Below are 18,535 nucleotides of genomic sequence, written 5' to 3'. Positions count from 1 at the left end.
ATGGTCTGTTGGGGGCAAAAATGGCATTATGCGCCCCTTATAATAAAGCTGACTAAGGTTCAGGCAGAAAGGTCACCAATGAGCTGGATTGAACGAATTAAAAGCAACATTACTCCCACCCGCAAGGCAAGCATTCCTGAAGGGGTGTGGACCAAGTGTGATAGCTGCGGTCAGGTTTTATACCGCGCTGAGCTGGAACGTAATCTTGAGGTCTGTCCTAAGTGTGACCATCATATGCGCATGTCGGCGCGCAATCGCCTGCATAGCCTGTTAGATGAAGGTTCCCTTGTGGAGTTGGGTAGCGAGCTGGAGCCGAAAGACGTGCTCAAGTTCCGCGACTCCAAAAAATATAAAGACAGACTGGCGTCCGCGCAGAAAGAAACCGGCGAGAAAGACGCGCTGGTGGTCATGAAAGGGACGCTTCACGGTATGCCGGTTGTCGCCGCCGCGTTTGAATTCGCGTTCATGGGCGGCTCAATGGGGTCTGTCGTTGGCGCACGCTTCGTTCGCGCCGTTGAACAGGCGCTGGAAGACAACTGTCCGTTAGTGTGTTTCTCTGCTTCCGGCGGCGCGCGTATGCAAGAAGCGCTGATGTCGCTGATGCAGATGGCGAAAACCTCGGCGGCGCTGGCTAAAATGCAGGAACGTGGTCTGCCCTACATCTCGGTATTGACCGATCCGACAATGGGCGGCGTTTCCGCCAGTTTTGCGATGCTGGGCGATCTCAACATCGCCGAGCCAAAAGCCCTGATTGGCTTCGCCGGCCCGCGCGTTATCGAACAGACCGTTCGCGAAAAACTGCCGCCAGGATTCCAGCGCAGTGAGTTCCTGATCGAAAAAGGCGCTATTGATATGATAGTCCGCCGCCCGGAAATGCGCCTGAAGCTGGCGAGCATTCTGGCGAAGCTGATGAATCTGCCCGCGCCGAACCCGGACGCCCCGCGTGAAGGCGTGGTGGTGCCTCCGGCGCCGGATCAGGAGTCTGAGGCCTGATAACTGAAAAGGGCAGGGCCGCAGGCTCTGCCCTTTTGCTTTTCACCGTAAAGAAGCAGCGGAATCAATGAAAAACAAATCTATACCTCAAGCTGCGTCGCCCCTGGCCTCGTGGCTTTCTTATCTGGAAAACCTGCACAGCAAGAGTATCGATTTAGGCCTTGAGCGCGTAATCCAGGTGGCAGCGCGTCTGGACATCCTCAAGCCTGCGCCGTTCGTTTTTACCGTGGCGGGAACCAACGGCAAAGGTACGACCTGTCGCACGCTGGAGTCGGTGTTAATCGCGGCGGGATACCGTGTGGGCGTCTATAGTTCGCCTCATCTGGTACGTTACACCGAGCGCGTGCGCGTGCAGGGGAAAGAATTAGCGGAATCCGCGCATACCGCGTCCTTTGCGGAAATAGAAGCGGCACGCGGCGATATTTCATTGACCTATTTTGAATATGGCACGTTGTCGGCATTGTGGCTGTTTAAACAGGCTAACCTTGACGTGGTGATTCTGGAGGTCGGGTTGGGCGGCCGCCTGGACGCCACGAACATTGTGGATGCCGATGTAGCGGTAATTACCAGCATCGCGCTTGACCATACTGACTGGCTGGGGCCGGATCGCGAAAGTATCGGCCGCGAGAAGGCCGGGATTTTTCGCGCGGAAAAACCCGCTATCGTCGGCGAACCGGAAATGCCGGCAACCATCGCGGATGTCGCGCAGGAGACCGGCGCGCTGTTGCGGCGTCGCGGCGTTGACTGGCGTTATGAGGTGACAGCGACCCACTGGGCGTTTACCGATGGTGACGGCACGCTTGCCAGACTGCCGTTGCCGCAGGTTCCTCAGCCGAATGCCGCCACCGCTCTGGCCGCGCTGCGCGCCAGCAGGTTGAACATTGACGAGCAGGCGATTCGCGACGGTATTGCGCAGGCTACCTTGCCGGGACGTTTTCAAATCGTGAGTGAGTCGCCGCGCGTTATCTTTGATGTCGCCCATAATCCCCACGCGGCGGAATACCTGACGGGTCGTCTGAAAATGTTGCCGAAACGCGGGCGCGTGCTTGCGGTGATTGGTATGCTGCATGATAAAGATATCGCCGGCACGTTAGCCTGGTTGAAAAGCGTGGTTGACGACTGGTATTGTGCTCCGTTAGAGGGGCCGCGCGGCGCGACGGCGGAACAACTTCTGGAACATCTGGGGAAAGGGAATGTCTATGATAGCGTCGCGCAGGCATGGCAGGCCGCTATCGACGCGGCGCAGCCAGAAGATACCGTGCTGGTGTGCGGATCGTTCCACACCGTCGCACATGTTATGGAAGTGATAGACGCGGGGAGAATCGGTGGCGAGTAAGTTTCAGAATCGTTTAGTCGGCACGATTGTGTTAGTCGCGCTGGGGGTTATTGTGCTTCCCGGTCTGCTGGACGGACAGAAAAAGCATTATCAGGATGAATTTGCTGCGATTCCACTGGTACCGAAGCCTGGCGACCGCGATGAGCCGGATATGATGCCTGCCGCAACGCAGGCGCTGCCGACACAGCCGCCGGAAGGGGCGGCTGAAGAGGTGCGGGCGGGAGATGCGGCAGCGCCGTCTCTGGACCCGTCGCGCATGGCGTCTAACAATGTTGAGCTTGATCCGATACCGGTGGAGACGCCTAAACCGAAGCCGGTTGAAAAGCCGAAGCCGCAGCCTAAACCGCAACAGCCGGTTGTCGCCGCTTCCACGCCGACGCCCGCGCCGCAACCAGTCGCCGACGATAAACCTGCGCCGACCGGCAAAGCCTATGTCGTACAGTTGGGCGCGCTGAAAAATGCGGATAAAGTCAACGAGATAGTCGGCAAGCTTCGTTCCGCCGGGTTCCGGGTTTATACTTCCCCCTCAACGCCGGTACAGGGTAAAATAACCCGTATTCTCGTCGGGCCGGATGCGTCGAAAGATAAGATGAAAGGATCGCTTGGCGAGCTCAAGCAGATTTCCGGGTTAAGCGGCGTGGTGATGGGATATAGCCCGAACTAAGGCGCGTTTTGCCTGAGCGCGCAGCGTTAAGGCCTACGGTGTTCACCTGGTAATAGCCGAAGTTCTGTAGGCTGGATAAGGCGTTTACGCCGCCATCCGGCAGAAGGAATGAACCTGGTATCCTGCGCTTATCAGGCCGATGGCAGCTCTTCTGGTCGTGCCCGAAGAGATAAAAAGTGTGATGGCGTTGAATATTTTTTCAGCGCCATTTTTATTTACGCGTGGGAAGGAAATCCCTACGCAAACGTTTTCTTTTTCTGTTAGAATGCGCCCCGAACAGGACGACAGGGCGTAAAATCGTGGGACATCTATGGTCTGGATTGATTACGCCATTATCGCGGTGATTGCTTTTTCCTGTCTGGTTAGCCTGATCCGCGGCTTTGTTCGTGAAGCGTTATCGCTGGTGACGTGGGGTTGTGCTTTCTTTGTCGCCAGTCACTACTACACTTACCTGTCTGTCTGGTTTACGGGCTTTGAAGACGAACTGGTTCGTAATGGGATTGCTATCGCGGTACTGTTTATCGCGACGCTTATCGTCGGCGCTATCGTGAATTTTGTGATAGGTCAGCTAGTAGAAAAGACCGGCCTGTCGGGAACTGACCGGGTGTTGGGGATCTGTTTCGGCGCACTGCGAGGCGCGCTGATTGTCGCCGCCATTCTGTTCTTCCTTGATACCTTTACCGGCTTGTCGAAAAGCGAAGACTGGAGCAAATCGCAGCTCATCCCGCAGTTCAGCTTCATCATCAGATGGTTCTTTGACTATCTGCAAAGCTCGTCGAGTTTCTTGCCCAGGACGTAACAGGTTCTGAGATGTGGCTTAACGAGGAAAATGACGTATGTGCGGTATTGTCGGTATCGCCGGTGTTATGCCGGTCAACCAGTCGATTTATGACGCGTTAACAGTGCTCCAGCATCGTGGTCAGGATGCTGCCGGTATCATCACCATTGATGCGAATAACTGCTTCCGCTTGCGTAAGGCAAACGGGCTGGTGAACGATATTTTTGAAGCTCGCCACATGCAGCGTTTGCAGGGCAACATGGGGATCGGCCATGTGCGCTACCCTACCGCAGGCAGCTCCAGCGCTTCCGAAGCGCAACCTTTTTACGTTAACTCGCCGTATGGCATCACGTTGGCCCATAATGGCAACCTGACTAACGCGCACGAGCTACGTAAAAAGCTGTTTGAAGAAAAGCGCCGTCATATCAACACCACCTCCGATTCCGAAATCCTGCTCAATATTTTCGCCAGCGAGCTCGACAACTTCCGTCACTATCCGCTGGAAGCCGACAATATTTTTGCCGCGATTGCCGCGACTAACCGTCAAATCCGCGGCGCCTATGCCTGCGTGGCGATGATTATCGGTCACGGCATGGTGGCTTTTCGCGATCCGCACGGCATTCGCCCGTTAGTGCTGGGCAAGCGTGACGTTGGCGATGGTCGTACGGAGTATATGGTCGCTTCTGAAAGCGTGGCGCTGGATACGCTGGGCTTTGAATTCCTGCGCGATGTCGCGCCGGGCGAAGCTATCTATATTACCGAAAAGGGGCAACTGTTCACGCGCCAGTGCGCGGATAATCCGGTCAGTAACCCCTGTCTGTTCGAGTACGTTTACTTTGCTCGTCCGGACTCCTTTATCGACAAGATCTCCGTCTACAGCGCTCGTGTGAATATGGGCACCAAACTTGGCGAAAAAATCGCTCGTGAATGGGAAGATCTGGACATCGACGTCGTGATCCCTATCCCGGAAACCTCCTGCGATATCGCACTGGAAATTGCCCGTATTCTCGGCAAGCCGTACCGCCAGGGATTTGTCAAAAATCGTTACGTGGGACGTACCTTTATCATGCCGGGCCAACAGCTACGCCGTAAATCCGTGCGCCGTAAGCTCAATGCTAATCGCGCGGAATTCCGCGATAAGAACGTCCTGCTGGTGGATGATTCCATCGTGCGTGGCACCACATCAGAGCAGATCATCGAGATGGCCCGGGAAGCCGGCGCGAAGAAGGTTTATCTGGCGTCCGCCGCGCCGGAAATTCGTTTCCCCAACGTCTATGGCATTGATATGCCGACCGCCAATGAGCTGATCGCGCATGGTCGCGAGGTGGATGAGATTCGTCAGATCATCGGCGCAGACGGGCTTATCTTCCAGGATCTGAACGATCTGATCGAAGCCGTACGCGCGGAAAATCCGGATATCCAGCAGTTTGAGTGTTCGGTATTTAACGGGGTATATGTCACCAAAGATGTAGACCAGCAATACCTCGACTTCCTGGATTCATTACGTAATGACGACGCCAAAGCGGTGCTGTTCCAGAACGAAATGGAAAACCTGGAAATGCATAACGAAGGCTAATGGCTTTGCCAGCGGCGCGATGCCGCTGGCCGATGTCAATTACGCACCACGCCGAAGCGAATAGCGTATTTTTGTACTTTGTACTGTAACGTGGTGCGCGATACGTTAAGGCTGCGGGCCGCGGCGGCAATATTCCCCTGATGCGTATCCAGCGCGGTTTCTATTAAATGCCTTTCGTAGTTGGCAACCCGTACCTCCAGCGACCCTTCATACTGCGGATCGGGTGACGAGGGAAGGGGATTTTCCGGCGCGGTTTCCGGTACGCCTAAATTTAACTCGTCCTGTTCAAAAATGATGTGTTTGAGTAGTCCGTCTTTTTCCTGCATGATCATGCTGCGTACGATTGCGTTTTCCAGCATCCTGACATTACCCGGCCAGGCGTGATTGAGCAGATCAGCACGCGCCGTCTCGCTTAATCCGTGAATGTCCTGCGGCACGTCATTACGGTATTTATCAATAAAATAATTCGCCAGTAAGGGAATATCTTCCGGGCGGGCGCGCAGCGGCGGTAACGTTAACATTCCGACGCTCAACCGATAAAAAAGATCTGCCCGCAGACGTTCTTGTTGAATTAATTTGACGGGCGCTTCGTTCATGGCGGCAACGATCCTGACATCAGAGTGGAGTTGCTGCTGTCCGCCGAGGCGCCAGAAGGTTTTATCCTGCAAGAATCGCAGCAGCTTACTTTGCATCTCTATCGGCATGGCGTTCAGCTCATCAAGAAAGAGCGTTCCCCCGTTTGCCAGTTCCAGATAGCCCTGGCTATTTTCCGCGCCGGTATAGGCGCCGCGCACGGTGCCGAAAAGCGTACTTTCGATAAGCGTAGGCGGTAGGGCGCCGCAGTTCAGGGCGATAAATGGCTTATTCGCCCGCTTGCTGCATTGATGGATCAGGCGGGAAAATAGCTCCTTACCCGTTCCCGTCTCCCCGACAATCGTCACCGGAATATTACTGGCGGCCAGCCGTTTGGCTTTGGCGATATTACTGAGCATTTCCGGGTTTTCGGTAATAATGGCATGGTGCTTCTCATGGTGATCGGCATACAGCAGTTGGTTCAGTTCTACCACCTGCTCCTGGAGCCGCCTGACGCCGGACATATTCCTGCCGATTTCGATAACGCCGACCATGCCGCCATCGCTTGCATAGAGCGGCGCGGTGGTGTGCTGATAGTCAACGGCCTGGCCTCGCGCATTGTAATAAATTTGATAATGGCCAATGTATTCCACGCCTTTTTTTAACGATGAAAGCATCGTACTTTGGGTCTCTTTCATGCCCGGATAGACATCCAGCATATGTTTTCCCATTGCCCGTTCAATACTGTAGCCGTCCAGATCCGCGCTTTCCTGATTGTAGTAAACGTATTCACCACGCTCATTAATGACGGCCAACGGCTGATGAATCAAATCGAAAAAGCGGGAAAACATCCTGAGCGCCGAGGCCAGTTCCTGATTGGTGGATGCCATACATGCATTCCTCATATCTATTGTTCATGTTGTCATTATAAAAGTGACGAATTTTCGTCGTTGTGATGAATAACAAACTCAATGACGAAAATGAGAAAAAGCTTATTTTTATAAGCAATTGATTATTATGATAAAAAATAGTGGCATGCCTTTTGCTTTATCCCTGTAAAGAATGCGGATTTTTACCATAAACATTAAGCAGAGGGCGTTATGACTGACTCGATTATGCAGAATTACAACCAGCTACGTGAGCAGGTAATCAACGGCGATCGCCGTTTCCAGCACAAAGACGGTCATTTGTGTTTTGAAGGGGTCGATCTGGACGCTCTGGCGCGCCAGTACCCCACGCCGTTCTATGTGTTTTCTGAGCCGGAGATTATTCGTAACATTCATGAAATCCAGCAGGCATTTGCGGCGCATAAAAATACCAAAACCTTCTTTGCGTCAAAAACCTGCTCGGTCATGGGGGTGTTGAAAGCCATTCGTGACGCCGGAATTTGCGCGGAGGCAAACTCACAATATGAGGTTCGCAAGTGTCTGGAGATAGGCTTTCGCGGCGATCAGATCGTCTTCAACGGCGTGGTGAAAAAGCCTGCCGATCTGGAATATGCCATCGCTAACGATCTGTATCTTATTAATGTTGATAGCCTGTATGAGCTGGAACATATTGATGCCATCTCTCGCAAGCTGAAGAAAGTCGCCAATGTTTGCGTCCGCGTAGAGCCGAATGTTCCCTCGGCGACGCATGCGGAACTGGTTACCGCTTTCCATGCGAAGTCGGGTCTCGACCTGGAACAGGCGGAAGAAACCTGCCGCCGCATTCTGGCGATGCCTTATGTGCATTTGCGCGGCTTGCATATGCATGTGGGCGATCAGGTGCCGGAGTCAGAGCCTTTCGCAAAAGCGACTAAAGTGCTGGTGGATGAATCCCGTCGCCTGGAAGAGGTGCTCGGTATTAAATTTGATTTGATCAACGTGGGCGGCGGAATTCCGGTTCCCTATAAATATGACGATGAGAATGGCGACCCGTTAAAAGATAATATGTATGCCGGTATTACCGCCCAGGATTTTGCCGATGCGGTCATTCGCGAAGTGCATAAATGGCGTACCGATGTGGAAATATGTATTGAACCTGGACGTAAAGTGACCGGGTCGGCGGCGGTGTTACTGACGGAAGTCTCCTGCGAAAAACGTAAAACAAATTACGATCTTAACGGCAATGTGGAATGCCACGTTGAATGGAAATTTGTCGACGCCGGTTACAGCGTACTCTCTGACAGCCAGCATTTTGACTGGTTCTTTTATGTCTATAACGCCTCTCGCATGACGGCAGCGCACGACGCCTGGATAAAATTAGCCGGGCCGCTGTGTGATGGCGGAGATTATTTCCACATGGGAGTGAAAGGCGAAGAGTTTTTACTGCCGAAGGAGACTCATGTTGGCGATATTGTCGCATTTCTTGATGCCGGGGCATACACCATTGAAAGTCAAACCGTTTATAACAACCGTCCGCGCACGGGCGTGGTGATGATCGATAAAAATGGTGAGACGCGTCTGATTCGTCGGGAAGACAGTTACGAAGATATGGTCAAGTACGACATTTATTAATACTGTTTTGGGCTTCAGTTTCATGCTGAAGCCCGTCGTCAGATGATAAGAAGAGGGCAGTGATGCCTGAATGCATAACAGGAGATGGCCATGAGTAACACGAATTCTGGCTTACTTGGCATCAAAGACATTGTCTTTATGAATGTCATCGCTATTCTGAGTTTGCGGCAAATCCCTAACGTGGCGCCTTACGGGGCATCGGCCATGTTGTTATGGGTGATCGCCGCATTCTGCTTGTTTTTTCCTTTAGCGATGGTATGCGGCGAGCTGTCAACCGGCTGGCCGAAAGATGGCGGGATATTTGTCTGGATTAAAGAGGCATTTGGTAAACGTATTGCATGGATTGTCGTGGTTTGTTTTCTCTTTTCCTGCGTACTGTTTTTCCCATTAATGCTGCAATTCGGCTTTACCGCGTTGGGCTATATGATCGGCGGCGGCCTGGCGGAAAATAAAGCATTTATCGGTATTGGTTCCGCGGTAATTTTCTGGCTATTAACGCTGATGAATATCCGCGGGATGGAATGGACAAAAATTATTAACAGCATCAGCGCCTGGTGCGGCGTATTTATTCCCTCCGCCATCCTCATTTTACTGGCGGTGGTATGGCTATGTACCGGACACCAGATGCAGACGGACTACACTACAGCGAAAAACTGGATTCCGGATCTCGGACACTGGGATACGATCGTTTTCTTATCCAGCATGATGTTTGCGTTTGCCGGACTGGAGGTCGCCCCGATGATTGCCGGGCGTACCCGTAATCCACAGCGTGATTTTCCGCGAGCGATGGCCGTCTCCGCCGCCGTTATCGTTGGGATCTATATGGTCGGTACCTGGGCGCTAAACACGCTTTTACCCGCAGGGAAAACCGACATCGTGGCAGGCGTCATGCAGGCTATGCATGCTGCTGCGGACACGCTGCATATGCCGTGGTTAATTCCTGTTATGGCCATCTGTATGTTTTTTGGCGCTCTCGGGCAGATTAACTCCTGGCTGGTGGGGCCGATTTATATGCTCCAGGAAGCCTCGCGTGAAGATAATCTGCTGGGGGACCGAATCGGCAAATTACATCCGGTGTGGAAAACGCCCGCCTTTGCCTTGACTGTACAGGCGATTATTGTCACGGTCCTGTGTTTTTCGACTTTTATTTCGCCAAGCGTTGCGGCGGCTTACTGGATGTTAACGGCGCTAACGACCATCACCTATTTTATTCCTTACCTGGTGATGTTCCCGGCGTTCTGGCGTTTACGTAAGACTCAGCCGGATACGCCAAGAAGTTTTAAAATTCCGGGCAAGGTTTTACCGGCTATTTTACCCGCGCTGGGCTTTCTTTCTATCGCCTTTGCCGTTGCGCTGTTATTTATTCCGCCTTCTCAAATTGATATGGGCGGATATTTCCAGTACGCCGGGAAAATTATTGGCGGAGCCGTGCTGGCGGTTGTCGTCGCGGAGTACATTTACCATCGGGCGCAGAAACGTAATGCCCGTTTAAGCATGGCGGGAGGAAAATAAAATGTATATGCCAGTTCTGGAAATAAATCTACGCAAGCTGGAAGAAAACGCCCGCACGGAAAAAGCTCTGCTGGCAAGTAGCGGTATTGACGTGATGGCTGTCAATAAAGTTTTTGACGGCTGCGTGGAAACCGCGCAGGCGGTGTTCAACGGCGGAATTACCGTTATTGCTGAATCACGAACCTATAATTTGAAAAAAATACGCGAGACAGGATGTACGACCTGCCTGTTACGCAGCCCGTGTCTGAGTGAAATCGAAGATGTGGTGCGCTACGCGGATATTAGTTTAAATAGCGAGCCGGTGGTATTACGGGCATTATCGCAAGAAGCCCAACGCCAGGGGAAAACGCATCAGGTATTACTGATGGTGGATATGGGCGATTTACGCGAGGGTATCTGGTTTGGTGAATATCAACGCATTCTTGAGACCGTGACTCTGATTACTGGTCTGCCCGGTCTGGAATTATATGGACTGGGCACCAACTTTAATTGTTACGGCACCGTGTTGCCAACGGTAAAAAATGGCGAGGATTTTCTGGCGCTGGCCGCCCGGCTGGAAGCCGACAGCGGTATTCCTGTCCGGCGGCTTTCTGCGGGAAACTGCACCAGCTATCACCTGCTGGATAAAGGTATCTGGCCGCAGGGGCTGAATCATCTGCGCATCGGCGGACTGCATGAATTCGGCATTGAATATGTGGACATGAAATACCTGAATGAATTTCACCACTCCGCAAAACCGGTCGATAAAGCCTGTTCCGATATGTATATCCTGGAAGCGGAAATCATCGAACTGAACAGTAAACCGACCGTCCCGGTCGGGGAGCTGGGCGTCGATGCCTTTTTGCAAAGTAAATCCTTTGTCGATCGTGGCATACGCCGACGCGCATTGCTGGCGTTTGGTCGCCAGGATGTGCCGTCGGATAACTGTGTGCCATGCGACGACGCTATCACTATCTTAGGGCAAACCAGCGATCATACGCTGGTGGATATTGAAGATTGTCGTCAGTCGCTAAAAGTAGGCGATGTGGTTCGCTTTGAGCTGGATTATACGGGCCTGTTAATGGCCTGCCAAACCAAAGGCGTCGCCTGGAGGTTTACGCGTTAACGCATAACCGCCGCGGCTATGTCGCGGCGGCATCTTTGACCTCACGAAAGACAGGGAGTAACGATGGATACCCTGCAACAATCACCGCCAGCAGAGCCTGAAGGCGGTCTGCGGCGTAACCTGAAGAAGCGGCACCTGCTGATGATGTCGCTGGGCGGCACGATTGGCACCGGCTTATTTATCGGCATTGCCGAACCGTTAAGCAGCGTCGGGCCGGCGGGAACCTTACTGGCCTATCTGTTTGCCGGAACCATTATGCTGGCGACGATGATGTGTCTTGGCGAATTATCATGCGCCTTTCCTCACTCCGGTTCATTTCAACATTACGCGCTGATGTTTATGCCGTCACCTTGCTGGAGCTATACCATTGGCTGGCTTTACTGGTTTAGCTGGGTCTTTTCCCTGGCAGCCGACCTCACTGCCGCAGGGTTTATTGCTCACCAGTTTTTCCCCGCGGTTCCGGTATATATGTTCTGTCTGGCGATTCTGCTCATCCTGACGGCCATCAATCTCACCTCCGCAAAAAGTTTTGGCGAATGCGAATACTGGCTTTCGGCCATTAAGGTTTTCGCGATCGTGCTGTTTATCTGCGCGGGCGGGGTCATGATCTACTCGCTAATGGGCCATAGCGACTGGCACCCGACATTAAAAGCAGACGGAGTGTGATTTCCCCACGGTTGGGAGCAAATTGTGGTCTGTATGACGATCGTGATTTACTCCTTCCAGGGGGTGGAACTGGTAGGAAATGCGGCAGGGGAGACCGAATCGCCGCACATTATTTTACCGAAAGTGATCCTGGGGATCGGTCTCAGAATCATTTTGTTTTACGGCCTGGCGATTGCGGTGCTGGCGCTGGTCTATCCGCATGAACTGACACCAAATGGACAAAGTCCCTTTGTATGGGTATTCTCCCACGCGGGCATTCCGGGGGCGGATACGCTGATGACGCTGGTGATCTTTTCCGCCGCGGTTTCTGCCGCTAACTCGGCTATTTACGCCAGTTCGCGTATGCTGTGGTCTATGGCGGGCGATCGCTTTGCGCCAGCCTGCTTTGGTAAAACGAACGGCGGCGGCGTGCCGGTGTATGCTATTTTAATCACGGCCTTGCTGGCGTTGGTGTCGTTGCTGACCCGCTATATTCCCGCACAGCAATTTTATTTATATCTGATCGCCAGTACCGGGCAGGTGGGTTGCCTGGCATGGATAACCATCGGATGGTGCCAGTATCGTTTCCGACAATCGGTGCGTAATGGAACGTACGCCAGCGATTTGCTACGCTATCGATCGCCGCTTTTCCCCTGGACGGCCCGATTTGTCATTATCACCAATTTTGCCATTATGGTCGGCACCTGGTTTAGTGAGCAAGGGGTAGTGATAATGTTGGTTGAGCTGGCTTTTATGATAGGGATTCTTTTGTCATGGTATCTCTTCAGACCCACTTTGAGCCGATTACGTAACACAGTGGGATGAACGGCGCTCGTAAACGGTAAGAGAACATGAAACGACTCATTGTAGGAATTAGCGGCGCCAGCGGAGCGATTTATGGCGTGCGCTTATTACAAATTTTGCGCGATGTCGATAGCGTGGAAACGCATCTGGTGATGAGCCAGGCGGCCCGGCAAACGCTGGCGCTGGAGACCCATTTTTCGCTGCGCGAGGTGCAGGCGCTGGCCGATGTGACGCACGATGCGCGCGACATTGCCGCCAGCATTTCCTCGGGCTCTTACCCGACGGCGGGAATGGTTATCTTGCCCTGTTCGATTAAAACGCTGTCGGGGATTGTCCACAGTTATACTGACGGACTGCTTACCCGCGCAGCGGATGTGATATTAAAAGAGCGGCGACCTCTGGTGCTGTGTGTGCGCGAAACGCCGCTGCATATCGGGCATTTGCGTTTAATGACCCAGGCCGCTGAGATAGGCGCGGTGATTATGCCGCCGGTTCCGGCTTTTTATCATCTTCCTCAGACGTTAGATGATATTATAAATCAAACGGTTAACCGAGTTTTGGATCAGTTTGATATCCCCCTTCCGCACGATCTTTTTGTTCGCTGGCAGGGCGCATAGCGTTGTCTGTTTAGCGTGCATTATTGTCCCTGTTGCCCTGTTTCAGGGCAATTTTGTAACCGCGATCATATCCTCAACATTTAATTCGTTAAAAGCCGCCGAAACGCTGCGGTTCAACCGTCATACCTGCTATCTTCAACATCAGGACAATATTGCAACGTTTTATTAACAAATTTAACGTCGAATCGTTTTGCTGACGTGAAAATGGCATAAGACCTGCATGAAAAAGTCTGCAAACACACAACACCACGTAAAACATAAGAAAATGACGCCACTTGAGGGGTATGTATGAAGAAGACCGTTCTCGCTTTGTCTTTGCTGATAGGTCTGGGCGCGACGGCGGCCAGTTACGCCGCGCTCCCGCAAACGGTTCGTATTGGAACAGATACCACCTACGCGCCTTTCTCATCAAAAGATGCCAAAGGCGAGTTTATTGGCTTTGATATCGATCTCGGTAATGAAATGTGTAAGCGTATGCAGGTGAAATGTACCTGGGTCGCCAGCGACTTTGATGCGCTTATTCCCTCACTAAAAGCGAAAAAAATTGATGCCATTATTTCATCGCTCTCTATCACCGATAAACGCCAGCAAGAAATTGCGTTTTCCGACAAACTTTACGCGGCGGATTCACGCCTGATTGCGGCAAAAGGGTCTCCCATTCAGCCGACGCTGGAATCGCTGAAAGGCAAGCATGTCGGCGTGCTGCAAGGGTCCACGCAAGAGGCTTACGCCAATGATAACTGGCGCACTAAAGGCGTGGATGTGGTGGCTTATGCTAACCAGGATCTTATCTATTCCGATTTAACCGCCGGTCGTCTGGATGCCGCATTGCAGGATGAAGTCGCCGCCAGCGAAGGTTTCCTGAAGCAGCCAGCGGGCAAAGAGTATGCGTTTGCCGGTCCTTCCGTGAAGGATAAAAAATATTTTGGCGACGGGACGGGGGTTGGGCTGCGTAAAGACGATACCGAGCTAAAAGCCGCGTTTGATAAAGCGCTGACCGAACTGCGCCAGGACGGAACTTACGACAAAATGGCCAAAAAGTACTTCGATTTTAATGTTTACGGCGATTGAGGGAAGGGGATAACGCGCCGCGCTGGGGAACTATCACGGTGCAAAATAGATGTTTTGCACCTTTTTGGTGCATAAGCCGTTGCGGAACAGGCGCATAAATGCATACTTAATCGATTTTTATGCAAAATAAACCGGCTGACAAGGTAGAATGCTTTGCCTTGTCGGCCTGATTAATGGCACGATAGTCGCATCGGATCTGTAAAGATCTCCTGGAAAGACAGTCTGTTGAGGATAGTTATGAAAAAACTGGCGTTATCCCTTTCTCTGGTGCTGGCATTTTCCAGCGCTACCGCAGCATTTGCCGCTATTCCACAAAAGATTCGTATCGGTACCGATCCTACATACGCACCGTTTGAATCCAAAAATGCACAAGGTGAATTGGTCGGCTTTGATATCGATCTGGCCAAAGAGCTGTGCAAACGTATCAACACACAGTGTACGTTCGTGGAAAACCCGCTGGATGCGCTGATTCCGTCTTTAAAAGCGAAGAAAATTGATGCCATCATGTCCTCGCTGTCCATCACTGAAAAGCGCCAGCAGGAAATCGCGTTTACCGACAAGCTTTACGCCGCTGATTCCCGTCTGGTGGTGGCGAAGAACTCTGATATTCAGCCGACCGTCGCGTCGCTGAAAGGCAAGCGCGTCGGCGTGCTACAGGGGACGACGCAGGAGACCTTCGGCAATGAGCATTGGGCGCCGAAAGGGATTGAGATCGTCTCTTACCAGGGGCAGGACAACATTTATTCCGATCTGACGGCGGGTCGTATTGATGCAGCGTTCCAGGACGAGGTCGCGGCCAGCGAAGGTTTCCTTAAACAGCCCGTCGGAAAAGACTATAAATTCGGCGGCCCGGCGGTGAAAGATGAGAAGTTATTCGGCGTAGGAACCGGTATGGGGCTGCGCAAAGAGGATAACGAGCTGCGCGAAGCGCTGAACAAAGCCTTTGCTGAAATGCGTGCTGACGGTACTTACGAAAAGCTGGCGAAAAAGTACTTTGATTTTGATGTTTATGGCGGTTAATCACCGTCGGTGCAGATAAAGCCCAAAGAATGTTGACTGTCTGCATTGCCTGATGGCGCTGCGCTTGTCAGGCCTACGGAGCATCGTAGGCCTGACAAGGCATAGCCGCCATCCGGCGTGATGTGAGGCAAAAATGCAAAAGAGGCTTCTTACTTCACCACACACAACAGGACAGGCTGCATGTTGTACGGGTTTTCAGGCGTAATTTTACAGGGCGCGATCGTCACGCTGGAACTGGCGCTCAGTTCCGTGGTGCTGGCCGTGCTTATTGGTCTTGTCGGCGCGGGGGCGAAGCTTTCGCAAAACCGGATAACGGGGCTTATTTTTGAAGGATACACCACCCTGATTCGCGGGGTGCCGGATCTGGTCTTAATGCTGCTGATATTTTACGGATTGCAAATCGCGCTTAACGTGGTGACCGATTCGCTGGGTATCGACCAGATAGATATTGATCCGATGGTGGCCGGTATTATCACCCTTGGTTTCATCTACGGCGCCTATTTTACCGAAACCTTTCGCGGCGCGTTTATGGCGGTGCCGAAAGGCCATATCGAGGCGGCGACGGCTTTTGGTTTTACCCACGGGCAAACCTTCCGGCGGATTATGTTCCCGGCGATGATGCGTTACGCCCTGCCGGGGATCGGCAATAACTGGCAGGTGATACTCAAAGCGACGGCGCTGGTGTCGCTGCTGGGCCTGGAAGATGTCGTCAAAGCCACGCAGCTTGCCGGTAAAAGCACCTGGGAGCCTTTCTATTTTGCCGTGGTCTGTGGACTTATCTACCTGGTATTTACCACCGTTTCCAATGGTGTGCTGCTCTTACTTGAGCGTCGCTATTCCGTGGGCGTGAAGAGGGCCGATTTGTGATTGAGATCATTCAGGAGTACTGGAAATCCCTGCTGTGGACGGATGGCTATCGTTTTACCGGCGTGGCGATTACGCTGTGGCTGTTAATTTCATCGGTGGTGATGGGCGGTCTTCTGGCGGTGATTCTGGCGGTAGGTCGCGTTTCCAGTAATAAATTCATCCGTTTTCCCATCTGGCTGTTTACGTATATTTTTCGCGGCACGCCGCTGTACGTACAGCTACTGGTGTTCTATTCGGGGATGTATACGCTGGAGATAGTCAAAGGCACCGATCTTCTTAACGCGTTTTTCCGCAGCGGACTGAACTGTACCGTACTGGCGCTGACGCTGAATACCTGCGCGTACACCACGGAAATTTTCGCCGGGGCGATTCGCTCGGTGCCGCACGGTGAAATTGAAGCGGCACGGGCCTATGGCTTCTCGTCATTTAAAATGTATCGCTGCATTATTTTGCCGTCGGCATTACGCATCGCCTTGCCTGCCTACAGCAACGAAGTGATTTTAATGCTGCACTCTACGGCGCTGGCGTTTACCGCGACGGTGCCGGATTTGTTGAAAATCGCCCGCGATATTAACTCAGCGACTTACCAGCCGTTTACCGCGTTTGGCATTGCCGCCGTGTTGTATTTACTCATTTCGTATGTCCTGATAAGCCTGTTCCGTCGGGCGGAAAGACGCTGGTTGCAGCACGTGTCCTCTAAATAATTCGAGTAACATGATGTCAGAAAATAAATTACACGTTATCGATTTGCACAAACGCTACGGCGGTCATGAAGTGCTGAAAGGGGTATCGCTGCAGGCCCGCGCCGGAGATGTGATTAGCATCATCGGCTCGTCCGGCTCCGGTAAAAGCACTTTTTTGCGCTGCATTAACTTCCTCGAAAAACCGAGCGAAGGCGCGATTATCGTGAACGGTCAGAACATTAATCTGGTGCGCGACAAAGACGGGCAGCTCAAAGTGGCGGATAAAAATCAGCTACGCTTGTTGCGTACCCGCCTGACGATGGTGTTTCAGCACTTCAACCTCTGGAGCCACATGACGGTGCTGGAAAATGTGATGGAAGCGCCGATTCAGGTACTGGGATTAAGCAAGCACGACGCGCGCGAGCGGGCGTTGAAATATCTGGCGAAGGTGGGGATTGATGAGCGCGCTCAGGGCAAATATCCCGTCCATCTCTCCGGCGGCCAGCAGCAGCGCGTTTCTATTGCGCGCGCGCTGGCGATGGAACCTGACGTTTTACTGTTCGATGAACCCACATCGGCGCTCGATCCTGAACTGGTCGGCGAAGTGTTGCGCATCATGCAACAACTGGCGGAAGAAGGCAAAACGATGGTGGTGGTCACGCATGAAATGGGCTTCGCTCGCCATGTCTCTTCGCACGTTATTTTTCTGCATCAGGGGAAAATTGAAGAAGAGGGCGATCCGGAGCAGGTGTTCGGTAATCCGCAAAGCCCGCGTTTACAGCAATTCCTGAAAGGCTCGCTGAAATAAAAGAAGCCCGGCGGCGCATCGCTCACCGGGCAGGATACGGCGCTTTGGGAACTAGCGAATCACATCCGCCAGCGCCTCTTCTAAATCATACCAGCGAAATGCGAATCCGGCGGCTTCAAGCCGTTTTGGCAGCGCCCGCTGTCCGCCCAACACCAGCACTGACGACTCTCCCATCAATAAGCGAATTGCCGTCGCCGGAATGCGAATAATCGCCGGACGGCGCAGCGCGCGACCCAGCGCATGAGCAAAATGCTCATTATGGACGGGATACGGCGAGACCATATTGAAGGGACCGCGAAGATCGTTATCCAGCAGCCACAGAATGCCGTTGACCATATCGTCGATGTGAATCCAGGCCAGATATTGCCGACCATTACCCACCGGACCGCCGAGTCCAAGGCGAAACGGCGGAACCATTTTCCCCAGAATCCCGCCTTGCGGCGCCAGGACAACGCCGGTACGCAGCAGGCAGACGCGGGTCTGGTCGCTCTGCGCACGACAGGCAATCTGTTCCCAGCGGGCGCAAAGTTTATGCGTAAATTCGTTGTGCGGCGGCTCATCTTCAGTGACGACAACGTCGCCCAGATCGCCGTAATAGCCCGTGGCGGAGCCGGATATCAACACCGAGGGCGGCGTAGCGCTGGCATGAATTAAATCCACCAACTTTTGCGTGATAGCCCAGCGGCTTTGGCACAACCGTTCTTTTTGTTGCGACGTCCAGCGCTTGTCGGCAATCGGTTCGCCCGCCAGATTGATGATGGCATCAATCTCATTGAGGTGCTCACGTTCCGCCAGCCCTTTCCATAATGTCACTCTGGAATCGAGAATCTGACGCGCGTTATCGGGATTGCGCGTAACGACCGTCACCTGATGCCCCAGTGTTAACAGCCGGGGAATGAGATGACGCCCTATCAGGCCCGTACCGCCGGTAATCAGAATCTGCATATGACCTCCAGAGTAGGGAGGATTTCCTCTTCCCTAATGT

16 protein-coding genes and 1 pseudogene are annotated in these 18,535 nt (G+C 52.8%); 15 read left to right on the top strand and 2 right to left on the bottom strand.

Annotated features, from left to right (window positions below; translation table 11 throughout):
* Window positions 1-78: 78 nt before the first annotated feature.
* From accD to purF, 5 genes are all read left to right on the top strand, one after another.
* Entirely contained in the window at window positions 79-993 is a 915-nt protein-coding gene (gene accD / locus ABVN44_RS18960) for an acetyl-CoA carboxylase, carboxyltransferase subunit beta (protein WP_000118383.1), read from the top strand.
* 67 nt (window positions 994-1,060) lie between these two features.
* On the top strand, window positions 1,061-2,329 hold the full coding sequence (gene folC, locus ABVN44_RS18955; protein ID WP_000792265.1) for a bifunctional tetrahydrofolate synthase/dihydrofolate synthase: 1,269 nt from the start codon (window positions 1,061-1,063) through the stop codon (window positions 2,327-2,329).
* Window positions 2,319-2,993 carry a cell division protein DedD gene (dedD, locus tag ABVN44_RS18950; RefSeq protein WP_000157037.1) on the top strand — a complete coding sequence of 225 codons (675 nt, stop codon included), beginning with the start codon at window positions 2,319-2,321 and terminating at the stop codon, window positions 2,991-2,993. Before folC ends, dedD begins: the two co-directional genes overlap by 11 nt.
* 310 nt (window positions 2,994-3,303) lie before the next feature.
* Complete coding sequence (gene cvpA, locus ABVN44_RS18945; protein ID WP_000262102.1) at window positions 3,304-3,792, top strand: colicin V production protein; 489 nt, start codon at window positions 3,304-3,306, stop codon at window positions 3,790-3,792.
* A gap of 37 nt (window positions 3,793-3,829) precedes the next feature.
* Window positions 3,830-5,347 carry an amidophosphoribosyltransferase gene (purF, locus tag ABVN44_RS18940; RefSeq protein ID WP_000334205.1) on the top strand — a complete coding sequence of 506 codons (1,518 nt, stop codon included), beginning with the start codon at window positions 3,830-3,832 and terminating at the stop codon, window positions 5,345-5,347.
* A 35-nt stretch (window positions 5,348-5,382) separates the two neighbouring features.
* On the opposite strand, the gene ABVN44_RS18935 is transcribed toward purF, so the two are convergent.
* Window positions 5,383-6,810, bottom strand: a complete 1,428-nt coding sequence (locus ABVN44_RS18935) for a sigma-54-dependent Fis family transcriptional regulator (RefSeq protein WP_000168925.1) — start codon at window positions 6,808-6,810, stop codon at window positions 5,383-5,385.
* 210 nt (window positions 6,811-7,020) lie between these two features.
* Here ABVN44_RS18935 and ABVN44_RS18930 point away from each other — a divergent pair, with 210 nt between their 5' ends.
* The 10 genes and pseudogenes from ABVN44_RS18930 to hisP all read left to right on the top strand — a co-directional run bounded on the left by ABVN44_RS18930 (window position 7,021) and on the right by hisP (window position 17,550).
* Window positions 7,021-8,418, top strand: coding sequence for an alanine racemase (locus ABVN44_RS18930; RefSeq protein WP_000132306.1), 1,398 nt, complete (start codon window positions 7,021-7,023; stop codon window positions 8,416-8,418).
* A 90-nt stretch (window positions 8,419-8,508) separates the two neighbouring features.
* Window positions 8,509-9,930: an APC family permease gene (locus ABVN44_RS18925; RefSeq protein WP_000072512.1), complete on the top strand. Its 1,422-nt coding sequence runs from the start codon at window positions 8,509-8,511 to the stop codon at window positions 9,928-9,930.
* A 1-nt stretch (window position 9,931) separates the two neighbouring features.
* The gene (locus ABVN44_RS18920; RefSeq protein ID WP_000281905.1) at window positions 9,932-11,035 is read left to right on the top strand and encodes an alanine/ornithine racemase family PLP-dependent enzyme; all 1,104 of its coding nucleotides are present in this window, start codon (window positions 9,932-9,934) and stop codon (window positions 11,033-11,035) included.
* Between the two features lie 63 nt (window positions 11,036-11,098).
* A pseudogene (locus ABVN44_RS18915) lies at window positions 11,099-12,505 on the top strand (amino acid permease).
* 26 nt (window positions 12,506-12,531) lie between these two features.
* Window positions 12,532-13,101 carry a UbiX family flavin prenyltransferase gene (locus ABVN44_RS18910; protein ID WP_000825680.1) on the top strand — a complete coding sequence of 190 codons (570 nt, stop codon included), beginning with the start codon at window positions 12,532-12,534 and terminating at the stop codon, window positions 13,099-13,101.
* Window positions 13,102-13,389: 288 nt separating this feature from the next.
* Entirely contained in the window at window positions 13,390-14,172 is a 783-nt protein-coding gene (gene argT / locus ABVN44_RS18905; protein ID WP_000754423.1) for a lysine/arginine/ornithine ABC transporter substrate-binding protein ArgT, read from the top strand.
* Window positions 14,173-14,409: 237 nt separating this feature from the next.
* On the top strand, window positions 14,410-15,192 hold the full coding sequence (hisJ, locus tag ABVN44_RS18900; RefSeq protein WP_000731868.1) for a histidine ABC transporter substrate-binding protein HisJ: 783 nt from the start codon (window positions 14,410-14,412) through the stop codon (window positions 15,190-15,192).
* Between the two features lie 180 nt (window positions 15,193-15,372).
* The gene (locus ABVN44_RS18895) at window positions 15,373-16,059 is read left to right on the top strand and encodes a histidine ABC transporter permease HisQ (protein WP_000965495.1); all 687 of its coding nucleotides are present in this window, start codon (window positions 15,373-15,375) and stop codon (window positions 16,057-16,059) included.
* Window positions 16,056-16,763 carry a histidine ABC transporter permease HisM gene (gene hisM / locus ABVN44_RS18890; RefSeq protein WP_000569771.1) on the top strand — a complete coding sequence of 236 codons (708 nt, stop codon included), beginning with the start codon at window positions 16,056-16,058 and terminating at the stop codon, window positions 16,761-16,763. Before ABVN44_RS18895 ends, hisM begins: the two co-directional genes overlap by 4 nt.
* 13 nt (window positions 16,764-16,776) lie before the next feature.
* Window positions 16,777-17,550: a histidine ABC transporter ATP-binding protein HisP gene (hisP, locus tag ABVN44_RS18885; protein ID WP_001293591.1), complete on the top strand. Its 774-nt coding sequence runs from the start codon at window positions 16,777-16,779 to the stop codon at window positions 17,548-17,550.
* Window positions 17,551-17,601: 51 nt separating this feature from the next.
* On the opposite strand, the gene ABVN44_RS18880 is transcribed toward hisP, so the two are convergent.
* Window positions 17,602-18,495, bottom strand: coding sequence for a TIGR01777 family oxidoreductase (locus ABVN44_RS18880; protein WP_001166274.1), 894 nt, complete (start codon window positions 18,493-18,495; stop codon window positions 17,602-17,604).
* Between the last annotated feature and the right edge of the window lie 40 nt (window positions 18,496-18,535).

This window comes from Salmonella sp. SJTUF15570 (genome assembly GCF_043357055.1).
Lineage (GTDB): Bacteria > Pseudomonadota > Gammaproteobacteria > Enterobacterales > Enterobacteriaceae > Salmonella > Salmonella enterica.
The sequence above is the reverse complement of the archived record's forward strand: the minus strand, read 5'-3'. Positions and strand labels throughout refer to the sequence as shown.

Coding starts and splice junctions, on each gene's coding strand:
- accD (WP_000118383.1), top strand. CDS start 79: ATGAGCTGGATTGAACGAATTAAAAGCAACATTACTCCCACCCGCAAG.
- folC (WP_000792265.1), top strand. CDS start 1,061: ATGAAAAACAAATCTATACCTCAAGCTGCGTCGCCCCTGGCCTCGTGG.
- cvpA (WP_000262102.1), top strand. CDS start 3,304: ATGGTCTGGATTGATTACGCCATTATCGCGGTGATTGCTTTTTCCTGT.
- purF (WP_000334205.1), top strand. CDS start 3,830: ATGTGCGGTATTGTCGGTATCGCCGGTGTTATGCCGGTCAACCAGTCG.
- ABVN44_RS18935 (WP_000168925.1), bottom strand. CDS start 6,810: ATGGCATCCACCAATCAGGAACTGGCCTCGGCGCTCAGGATGTTTTCC.
- ABVN44_RS18930 (WP_000132306.1), top strand. CDS start 7,021: ATGACTGACTCGATTATGCAGAATTACAACCAGCTACGTGAGCAGGTA.
- ABVN44_RS18925 (WP_000072512.1), top strand. CDS start 8,509: ATGAGTAACACGAATTCTGGCTTACTTGGCATCAAAGACATTGTCTTT.
- ABVN44_RS18920 (WP_000281905.1), top strand. CDS start 9,932: ATGTATATGCCAGTTCTGGAAATAAATCTACGCAAGCTGGAAGAAAAC.
- ABVN44_RS18910 (WP_000825680.1), top strand. CDS start 12,532: ATGAAACGACTCATTGTAGGAATTAGCGGCGCCAGCGGAGCGATTTAT.
- argT (WP_000754423.1), top strand. CDS start 13,390: ATGAAGAAGACCGTTCTCGCTTTGTCTTTGCTGATAGGTCTGGGCGCG.
- hisJ (WP_000731868.1), top strand. CDS start 14,410: ATGAAAAAACTGGCGTTATCCCTTTCTCTGGTGCTGGCATTTTCCAGC.
- ABVN44_RS18895 (WP_000965495.1), top strand. CDS start 15,373: ATGTTGTACGGGTTTTCAGGCGTAATTTTACAGGGCGCGATCGTCACG.
- hisP (WP_001293591.1), top strand. CDS start 16,777: ATGTCAGAAAATAAATTACACGTTATCGATTTGCACAAACGCTACGGC.
- ABVN44_RS18880 (WP_001166274.1), bottom strand. CDS start 18,495: ATGCAGATTCTGATTACCGGCGGTACGGGCCTGATAGGGCGTCATCTC.